Origin of the sequence: Finegoldia magna, from assembly GCF_018371055.1 — a bacterium.
Classification (GTDB): Bacteria; Bacillota; Clostridia; order Tissierellales; family Peptoniphilaceae; genus Finegoldia; species Finegoldia magna_I.
Genome location: NZ_JAGYZD010000043.1, coordinates 1 through 10,033, shown reverse-complemented (window position 1 = coordinate 10,033; position 10,033 = coordinate 1). Strand labels below are relative to the sequence as shown.

Annotated in this window: 6 protein-coding genes; all 6 read right to left on the bottom strand. The window is 35.9% G+C overall.

Annotated features, from left to right (window positions below; all coding sequences use genetic code 11):
- On the bottom strand, nt 1-639 hold a 639-nt coding region (locus KHW44_RS03215; protein WP_304065898.1), incomplete at its 3' end, for a TVP38/TMEM64 family protein.
- Between the two features lie 105 nt (nt 640-744).
- Nucleotides 745-2,172, bottom strand: coding sequence for an adenylosuccinate lyase (gene purB, locus KHW44_RS03210; protein ID WP_294685942.1), 1,428 nt, complete (start codon nt 2,170-2,172; stop codon nt 745-747).
- Nucleotides 2,172-7,064, bottom strand: coding sequence for a phosphoribosylformylglycinamidine synthase (locus tag KHW44_RS03205; protein ID WP_304065895.1), 4,893 nt, complete (start codon nt 7,062-7,064; stop codon nt 2,172-2,174). Before KHW44_RS03205 ends, purB begins: the two co-directional genes overlap by 1 nt.
- A gap of 15 nt (nt 7,065-7,079) precedes the next feature.
- Complete coding sequence (gene purH / locus KHW44_RS03200) at nt 7,080-8,585, bottom strand: bifunctional phosphoribosylaminoimidazolecarboxamide formyltransferase/IMP cyclohydrolase (RefSeq protein WP_094206206.1); 1,506 nt, start codon at nt 8,583-8,585, stop codon at nt 7,080-7,082.
- Nucleotides 8,573-9,127, bottom strand: a complete 555-nt coding sequence (locus KHW44_RS03195; protein WP_094206207.1) for a phosphoribosylglycinamide formyltransferase — start codon at nt 9,125-9,127, stop codon at nt 8,573-8,575. The genes purH and KHW44_RS03195 overlap by 13 nt, the downstream gene beginning before the upstream one ends.
- A gap of 8 nt (nt 9,128-9,135) precedes the next feature.
- The coding region (gene purF / locus KHW44_RS03190) for an amidophosphoribosyltransferase (protein WP_304065892.1) at nt 9,136-10,033 on the bottom strand (898 nt) is incomplete at its 5' end.

Genomic DNA, 10,033 nt, shown 5'->3' with positions numbered 1-10,033 from the left:
CTTGTCTTTTTTGTCGATTATTTTAGCCATTATCAAGCTCACAACAGTAAGTCCTACTACCAAAATAATCGCTTGGTAGAATTCCTTGGATCCTACATTTAACACTTTATCCCCCAAATTCAAATACACAAGTGTTCCAGGAATTATTCCCAAAACCGATGCTAGCATGTACTTCGATAAACTTATATTTGTAAGTCCAAATCCGTAATTTATAAGATTATATGGAATAAGTGGAATAAGTCTGAAGATAAACAACAAAGTAAACAGTTTTGAATCTGGTGCATTTAGTATTCTGTCCCTATTTTTTTCGGAGAATTTTTCATTAATCATCTTAACAACATAATCGTGTCCGATTTTTCTAGAAAGTTCAAACATAAGCAAGCAATTCATAGCTGCTCCAATAACTGTGTAAATACTTCCCTTAACAAGTCCGAAGCTAACTCCTCCGATTAACGCTAATGCTGGCACTGGGAAGAAACCAATTGGAAGTATTGTGAACAATAAAATATACACAACCGCTCCCCATGGGCCGGATTTTTGTACCAAATTTCTGATTGAATCGTACGGAACAAATACCATTAATCCGACTGTCAATGCTATCAATAGGACTATCAAAAATATTTTCTTAAATTTTTCCATATTTCACCTACTAATTATATTTGAATTCATTGTATCGTATAAATTTAATATAATCAACTAAAAAAATGCACACAGCCTACTAAGCCATGTGCATTTCTAATATTTTTAAACTTTCAAATCAACAGAGTATTCTGTGTTGTATTTTGAAATAACTGGTTTGACGTCTTCTTCGATAAATTCAACCACTTGTTCTGGGCATCTTCCAATGTAAAGTTTGCCATCTAAAAGTGAATTCAAATCGTCTTTGTTAAGATTAAAAGCTTCGTCTTTTTCCAATAATTCTAATAAATTGTTGTCTAGTCCTTCTTCTTTTACTCTTCTACCTGCAACCATTGAATATTCTCTGATTTTTTCGTGAAGTTCTTGTCTGTCGCCGCCACGTTTCACAGCTTCCATCAATATGTTTTCAGTCGCCATAAATGGTAATTCTTCATTAACGTGTGCTTTGATTTGGTTTTCGTAAACAACAAGTCCGTCTGTAACGTTGATTGCTATTTCCAAAATACTATCCACAGCCATGAAGCTTTCTGGAACACTCATTCTCTTGTTCGCAGAGTCGTCCAACGTTCTTTCAAGCCATTGAGTACTAGCCACAAATTGTGGATTTTGAACCAAACTCATCACGTATTTTGAAAGCGATGAGATTCTTTCGCATCTCATTGGATTTCTCTTGTAAGCCATCGCCGATGAACCGATTTGTGTCTTTTCAAACGGTTCTTCCAATTCTTTTCTGTTTTGCAAAAGTCTGATGTCATTTGTCATTTTATGAGCTGATTGTGCGATTGATGATAGAACTTGAAGCACATGGTAGTCGATTTTTCTTGTGTATGTTTGTCCACTCACGCTAACTGCGCTGTCAAATCCCATTTCTTTTACGATTTTCTTTTCCAATTGTTTTACTTTGTCGTGGTCATTGTCGAAAAGTTTCAAAAATGATGCTTGAGTTCCAGTAGTTCCCTTTACCCCTCTCAATTTCAAATTTTCTTTTCTGTAAATGACTTCTTCCAAATCCATAAGGAAATCTTGAATCCACAAAGTAGCACGCTTTCCAACAGTCACTAATTGTGCTGGTTGATAATGAGTGTAGCCAAGTGTTGGCAAATCTTTGTATTTAATCGCAAAATCAGACAAGTGTTTAATCAAAATCGCTAACTTTTTCTCTACGATTTCAAGAGCATTTCTCATCACGATAATGTCCGTGTTATCAGTTACATAGCAGCTTGTCGCTCCCAAGTGGATAATTCCAGCTGCGTTTGGACACACTTCTCCGTATGTTTTCACGTGAGCCATTACATCATGACGAAGAACTTTTTCGTATTCAGCAGCCTTATCAAAGTCAATGTCTGAAATGTGAGTTTGCAATTCTTCTATTTGTTCGTCTGTAATATTAAGTCCCAATTCTTTTTCAGATTTCGCCAATGCCAACCACAATCTTCTGAAAGTTTCAAACTTAACTTGAGAGCTGAAATTGTGGCTCATTTCGTGGCTTGCGTATCTCGTGTTTAATGGACTTTGGTAAATATCGTTGTTCATTATTTCTCCTTGAAGTATTCTACTGCATTTCTAAAAATATTTTGCTTGTCGATATCATAAATATTTTTGTACAAATCATCTGCGATTCTTTCAGTGTGACACATTCTTCCCAAAATCTTACCATCTCTGGATAAAATTCCTTCGATATTGTAGTCTGATCCGTTTGGAGAGATTTTGTAAGCAGAGAAAACTTGTTCATTATCTAAAAGTTCTTGGAGTTTGTCTTCTTTGATTACAAATCTTCCTTCACCGTGTGAAATCGGCATTCTGTAAGTCTTGTTCAAGTCAATTCCATTTGTCCAAGGGCTGTTATTAGTCAAGCACAAAGTGTCTACAAATGTCGCAATGTGTCTTCTGTTTGTGTTGAATGTCAAGTTTGGATCGTCTTCTTGTGGTGATGTAACTTTTCCATAAGGAAGTAGTCCAGTCTTCACCAAAGCTTGGAATCCGTTGCAAATTCCAATTACCAATCCGTCGTTTTCGTTCAACAAATAATCTATCGCACTACTTATTTTCTCATTTCTTAGAATATTTGCCAAGAACTTAGCTGATCCATCTGGCTCATCTCCTAGTGAAAAACCTCCAGGAATGGCAAATATTTGCGCTTTTCTAATTTTTTCAGCCAAAACATCAATAGAATTCAATATATCTTCTTGGTTTCTGTTTTTGAATAGAACAATTTCTCCATCTGCTCCATTTTCTTTGAACGCATTCAATGTATCCCATTCACAGTTTGTTCCAGGAGCTGCCAAGATTACAACGTGAGGTGCATCAGTTGGTTTCTTGGATTTCATTCTACGTTGTTCGATTTTTTTGTTTTCTATTGGTTTGTATTCGATTTTTTCTTTTGGTGTGAATACTTTATTTAAAACTGTAGTGTAGCCTTCTAGTAACTTTTCTGAATCTAATTTAACATCATTTACGATAATTTCATCTGCAAAATCACCAATGTGTTCGATATTTTCGTCGTCTTCAATATATTCAACTACGAAACTTCCGTACATTGGGTTGTACAAATTATCGTGTTTGATATTAAAACCAGTATTTCCTACAGATTGTTCGAATATATTTGCCAACAATCCTTTCTTATCCAATGCAATCGCAGAAATAATATTTTTCTTTCTGATTTGCTCTGTGATAAAATCGAAATTTTCTTCCAATTTTTCAAGGTTCAATGTTCCGTCTTCTTCGTAAACAGTTTTGACAAGACCGATTTTGCCTTTACCTTTCAAATCATTCGTAATTATGTTGTCCACATCTTCGTGTGTCACTGCAAATGAAATCATAGTTGGTGGAACCTTGATATCCTCGAAGTTTCCACTCATACTGTCTTTTCCACCGATTGGCATTGCTTTGAAATGTTTGGAAACAGTGAATGCACCAAGTAATGCCTTCAATGGTTTGGACCAGATTTTTTTGTCTAGCATTTTTTCGTAATATTCTTGGAATGTCAATCTGATTAAGTTTTTGTCAGAACCCAATGCGATTAGTTTACTGATTGATTCTACAACTGCGTAGTATCCTCCCAAGTATTGAGATTGTTCCGACAAATCAGCGTCAAATCCGTAACTCATCATAGATACAGTTTTCATAACTCCATCCATTGTTGGAATCTTTGCAACCATCGCTTGTGATGGATTCAATTGTAATTTACCACCCATTGGATTGATAACAGTGTTTCTTCCGATTGTGGAGTCGAACATTTCGATCAAATCTCTCTTGGATGTGATGTTAAGTTGTTTTACTTTTTCGTATAACTTGTCGGCATCGTCTGATTTTCCAGTCAAAATTTCTGGAACATCTTCTGATACAACTTCAACTTCAGCGTTTCTGTCTGAACCATTTGTGTTGATGAAATCGTAGCTGATATCTGCAATCAAATCTTCGTCGTAGAACATTCTCATTCTGTTAGTGTCTGTGATGTCTGCAACAACAGTCGTTTCGATGTTTTCTGCGTCTGCGTATTTTACAAATTCTTCCAAATCTTTCTTAGCTATTACACATGCCATTCTTTCTTGTGATTCACTGATAGCAATTTCAAATGGTTTAAGACCTTTGTATTTCAACGGAACTCTGTCCAAATAAATATCTACACCATCGTGAAGCTCACCAATCGCAACGCTCACTCCACCTGCTCCAAAGTCGTTACATTTTTTGATTAAACTTGCAAGTTCAGGAATTCTGAAAAGTCTTTGGATTTTTCTTTCTTCAGGTGCGTTACCTTTTTGAACCTGTGCAGATTCTGTTTTGATACTTGTAACTTTGTGACTCTTTGAAGAACCTGTCGCTCCACCAATTCCGTCACGTCCAGTTCTTCCGCCAAGTAAGATTACGATGTCTCCTTTTTCAGGTTCAATTCTTTTGACATTTTCAATTGGCGCAGCTGCCATTACAGCTCCACATTCCAATCTCTTAGCAACATATCCGTCATGATAAATCTCATCTACAAATCCAGTTGCCAAACCAATTTGGTTTCCGTAAGAAGAATATCCCTTCGCAGCTTCTTGTGTGATTTTTATTTGTGGAAGCTTTCCATCCATCGTATCTTCCAATGAAGTAAGAGGATTACCTGCTCCTGTAATTCTCATAGCTTGGTAAACGAATGCTCTACCGCTTAGTGGGTCTCTGATTGCTCCACCCAAACAAGTGCTTGCGCCACCGAATGGTTCGATTTCTGTTGGGTGATTGTGTGTTTCGTTTTTGAACATCAACAAATAATCTCTAGTTTCATAGGCGCCATTTACTTCTACACGAACTTTGATTTTAACAGAACAAGCGTTGATTTCAGATGAAATTTCCAAATCATCAAACTCGTTTTTGCTTCTCATATATTTGGACAAAATCGTTCCAAAACTCATAAGATTGATTGGTTTCTCTATTTTTAATTCTTCTCTAACTTTCAAATATTCTTCAAAACTGTTGTGAATTGCTTCGTCAAGTTTAGTCTTTGCATTGAATTCAATATCCAAGAAAGTGTTGAAAGTTGTGTGTCTACAGTGGTCTGACCAGTAAGTATCCAAAATCTTGATTTCTGTTTCGTTAGGATCTCGGTCTTCCGATTTGAAATAATCTCTGATGCATTTCAAATCTTCGTCATTCATCGCCAATGAGTGATCGTCGACGAATTTTTGAAGCTCATCATCTTTCATATCTCTGAAACCATCGTATGTTTCGTTTTCCAAATTCTTAGGATTTTCTTGTTTCAAAGTTGTTGGAATACCAAGCAAATTAACCTTGTGGCTGTCAACAGGATTTACCAAATATTTTTCGATTTTTTCCAAATCTTCTTTGTTAGCGCCTTCGATTTCGTAAACTGTCGATGTCTTACAATCCACCTTATCATCCAAAATCAAACTCAATGTGTCAAGCACACCTTGTTTTCTTTGGTCAAACTGACCTGGCAAATATTCCACAGCGATTGCGTTTTTCATATCAGCTTGTAATTTCAACGCATCTTCTCCGTAGAACACATCGTCTACAGATTTTTCGCTAAGAACTGTGTCGACAATTTTTCTCAAATTATCATCGCTAATTTCCAAATCGTATCTCTTGTAAATTACAAATTTATCCAAATCAATTCCAAGTAAGTTTTCAATTTGCTTTTTCTTTTCCTTAGATTCATAATCGTATTCGTCTTTTTTCCTGACATAAACTCTTTTAACTCTAGGACCAATATCAGTTCTGTGATACATGTTTTTAAAATCCACCTTTTCTATATCTTCATAACAAGCCTTAATAACATCATCAAAATTCTTTTTAGAATTTACAATATTTAACACACGGCCACCATTTGTGACGATTTTGCCGTCGATTTTTTTCGTTCCTGCATGGAAAACATAACTATCCATATCAGAAATTGTAATCTCATCATTCTTGTCGTAACTTTCTGGATATCCACCAGCACTTAGAACAACGCAAAGCGCCTTGTTGTCATTTATTTTCAAATCGACATCGGATAATTTTCCTTCACTTGTTTTCATCATAATATCCAACAAATCATTGTCGATAAGTTCAAGCACAACTTGAGTTTCAGGATCTCCAAATCTCGCGTTAAATTCCAAAACGTAAATTCCATCGTCTGTTATCATAAATCCAATGAACAACAATCCTCTGAAATCAATGTTTTCTTCTTTTAATCCTGTGAGAATTTTGTCCAATACGCTATTTTTGATTTTATCTACGAACACTTCTGCTTCGACATTTGGAGCGTAAGTTCCCATGCCGCCAGTGTTGGCTCCCATTTCTCTTTCAAAAATCTTCTTGTGATCCTTCGCAGTTGGAAGCGGAAGAATCGTCTTTGAATCTGTAAAGCACAACAAACTCATCTCAAATCCGTCGAGGAATTGTTCGATGACAACCATGTTGTCTTTTTCTAGTACATCTTTTAAGATTTTCTTCAAATCATCAGAATTATCTACAATGTAGACGCCTTTTCCAGCTGCAAGGCCATCTCTTTTAACGACAACTTTGCCATTTTCTTCCAACAATTTATTTGCAAAATCATAAGACTCATCATAATATTTGCTTTCCAAATACTTCGCTGTTTTGATGTCGTATTTTTCCAAGAATTTTTTCGTAAATGATTTTGAGTTTTCAAATTCAGCGGCTTTTTTTACAGGTCCAAATATTTTAAGACCATTTTCTTCGAACAAATCTGAAATTCCGTCGCACAATGGATTTTCAGGGCCAACAACTGTGAAGTCTATTTCATTTTTCTTTGCAAATTCAATCAGACCTTGCAAATCATCTGCTTGAATATCTACGTTTTCTCCGATATCTTCAGTTCCAGCATTTCCTGGTGCGAAGAAAACTTTCCTATTTTCATCAAAAGATTTTATTTTACGTCCAAGCGCGAACTCTCTGCCACCTGAACCTACAACTAAAATTTTCATAAAACCTCCCAATTTTTAATGTTTGAAATGTCTGTTTTTTGTGAACACCATGCTAATTCCGTACTCATTGCATTTATCGATGGAGTCTTGGTCTTTGATACTTCCACCTGGTTGAATAATAGCTTTTACTCCTAATTTGTGTGCAAATTCTACGCAATCAGAAAATGGGAAGAAAGCATCTGATGCCAATACGCATCCAGTAAAATCAACGTCCGGGTGATTGTTGGCTATGTTTTCCAACGCCCAAATCCTAGATGTTTGTCCTCCACCAATTCCCAAAGTGTGAGAATCTTTTGCTAGTACAATTGCATTTGATTTTGTGAATTTAACCACCTTCATAGCAAATTCCAAATCTTTTTTGTCTTCATCACTTGGTTTTTCATTAGTAACTATGTTGTATTCGTCAACACCGAAGTCTTTGTCTTGGATTAAAACTTTTCCATTCAAATACTTAATGTCTTCTTTTACTGAATCGTTGTCGAATTTTATCTTAACAAGTCTGATGTTTTTCTTTTTAGTTAAAATTTCAAGCGCTTTTTCGTCGAAATCCTTGGCAGCTATAATTTCCAAGAAAATTTGGCTCATTTCTTCGGCACATTTTTCGTCTACAACTCCATTGATGGCGATAATTCCACCGAAGATCGAAGTTGAATCTGCCAAGTAAGCCTTGTGGTAAGCTTCTGAAACGCTGTCTGCAATGGCAACGCCGCATGGTGATTGGTGCTTCAATGCAACACAAGAATTTTCTCCCAATTCGTCAGCTAATTCCACTGCAACATTCAAATCGTTGTAATTGTTGAAGCTCATTGCTTTGCCATGAATAACTTCGCAATCAGTCAATTTGCCATTTACAAATGGGTCTATGTAAAGATTTGCACTTTGATGTGAGTTTTCTCCGTATCTAAGTTCGTCTTCTTTTTTGAAACCAAAAGTTCTGTATTTGCTGCGTTCTCCAACTTGTTCTTGGAAATATCTTGAAATAACAGAATCGTAGTAAGCTGTCAAACTAAAAGCCTTCATTGCTAGTTTTTCTCTGTATGAATTTTCCACGTTGTCGTTTTTCAATCTGTCGATAAGTTCGTCGTAATCAGAAGGATCTGTTACAACCAAAACATCCTTGTAATTTTTCGCAGCACTTCTTATCAAAGTTGGACCACCGATATCGATGTTTTCAACGATGTTGTCGTGGTCACCAGTTTTTAAAGCGTTTTGGAAATCGTACAAATTAACCACAACAATGTCGATTGGTTGAATGTTCAATTCTTCTACAGTTTTCTTGTGTTCATCATTATCTCTCTTGTACAAAATTCCACCGTGAACGTATGGTGACAAAGTCTTCACTCTGCCTTGCAAAATTTCAGGGAAATTTGTAACCTTGGAGATGTCTATTACATTTACTCCAGATTTTTCGATTTCCTTGTAAGTACCACCTGTAGATATGATTTCATATCCCAATTCTTGTAAACTTTTTGCTAACTTACCAACATTTGTCTTATCCGTTAGTGAAATTAATGCGCGCATGAACTCTCCTCCAATTTTTTTATAGCATCTTTCAAAATGCCATGTTCTATTCTCAAAACTTTCTTTGCTATCTCATCTTCCGATTTACAATCAGAAATATCCACAGACCTTTGAAGTAAAATATCTCCATCGTCTAATTTTTCATTCACGAAATGCACAGTTGCACCGCTAGTTTTTTCCTTATTAGCAAAAACTTTTTCGTGAACATGGATTCCATAACATCCCTTACCACCGTATTTTGGAAGCAATGATGGATGGATATTTACAATTGTAAACTCATTTATAATTCTCTTTGAAATTTTAGGCAAGAAACCTGCCAACACGATCAAATCTACGTTTTTTGATTTTAAACAATTTATGATTTCTTCGTCATCTTTTGAAACCAAAGTATCCACGTTGAAATCTCTCGCAAAACCAAGACCAGCTGCATTTTTGTTACTAACCACAACAACAATATCGCTTTTGAAATAATTGTCTTTTTTTGCATCCAACAGAGCTTTCAAATTGGTACCAGTACCTGAAATAAAAACTGCAATATTCATTTAATCACCTATATAACTATCGGATCTACTGGATAATCTCCATCAAAACAAGCCTTACAGAATTTGTCCATTTTGTCGCTGCTCGATTTTATCATTCCTTCCATAGAAATAAACGCTAAGCTATCTGCCCCGATTTTTTCACGGATAGCTTCGATATCCATGTTCGCTGCAATCAAATGCTTTCTGGAAGGAGTATCAATTCCGTAATAGCAAGGGAATTTTACAGGTGGCGATGTGATTCTCATGTGAACTTCTGTCGCACCAGCTTCTCTAATTCTTTGAATCAAATTAGCGCTTGTAGTTCCTCTTACAATGGAATCATCTATAAGTACAACTCTCTTTCCTTTTAATACATGTCTTAGTGGATTTAGTTTCAATTTAACAGCCATTTCTCTTTCTTTTTGAGTTGGCTTGATGAAAGTTCTACCCATGTATCTGTTTTTAACCAAACCTTGTGCGTAAGGAATGCCCGTTTTTTGTGCAAAACCTATCGCTGATGGAATCCCAGAATCTGGAACTGGAACTACCAAATCGACATCACATGGAGATTCTTCTGACAAATATTCTCCGCATCTTCTTCTGAAATTGTACGCATTAGTTCCATCCAAAGTTGCATCTTCTCTTGCAAAATAAACATATTCAAAGAAACAATGGCGTGGTTCATTTCCATCAGAATACATTGAAGAATTGGCTCCTTCTTTGTCTACAACGACAATTTCTCCAGGTTTTACATCTCTGATTTCAGTTGCTCCAACTATTTCTACAGCCGCATTTTCTGATGCAAACATGACATCTTCATCATTTTTCCCCATAACAAGAGGTCTAATTCCCAAAGGATCACGAAATGCTACAAGCTTATCTTTCAAGCACAACACAACTGCGTAAGCTCCTTTGATAAGTTTCATT

What these genes read in the sequence shown, in the direction of transcription:
- purB (WP_294685942.1), bottom strand. Translation starts at nt 2,172, where the DNA reads ATGAACAACGATATTTACCAAAGTCCATTAAACACGAGATACGCAAGC.
- KHW44_RS03205 (WP_304065895.1), bottom strand. Translation starts at nt 7,064, where the DNA reads ATGAAAATTTTAGTTGTAGGTTCAGGTGGCAGAGAGTTCGCGCTTGGA.
- purH (WP_094206206.1), bottom strand. Translation starts at nt 8,585, where the DNA reads ATGCGCGCATTAATTTCACTAACGGATAAGACAAATGTTGGTAAGTTA.
- KHW44_RS03195 (WP_094206207.1), bottom strand. Translation starts at nt 9,127, where the DNA reads ATGAATATTGCAGTTTTTATTTCAGGTACTGGTACCAATTTGAAAGCT.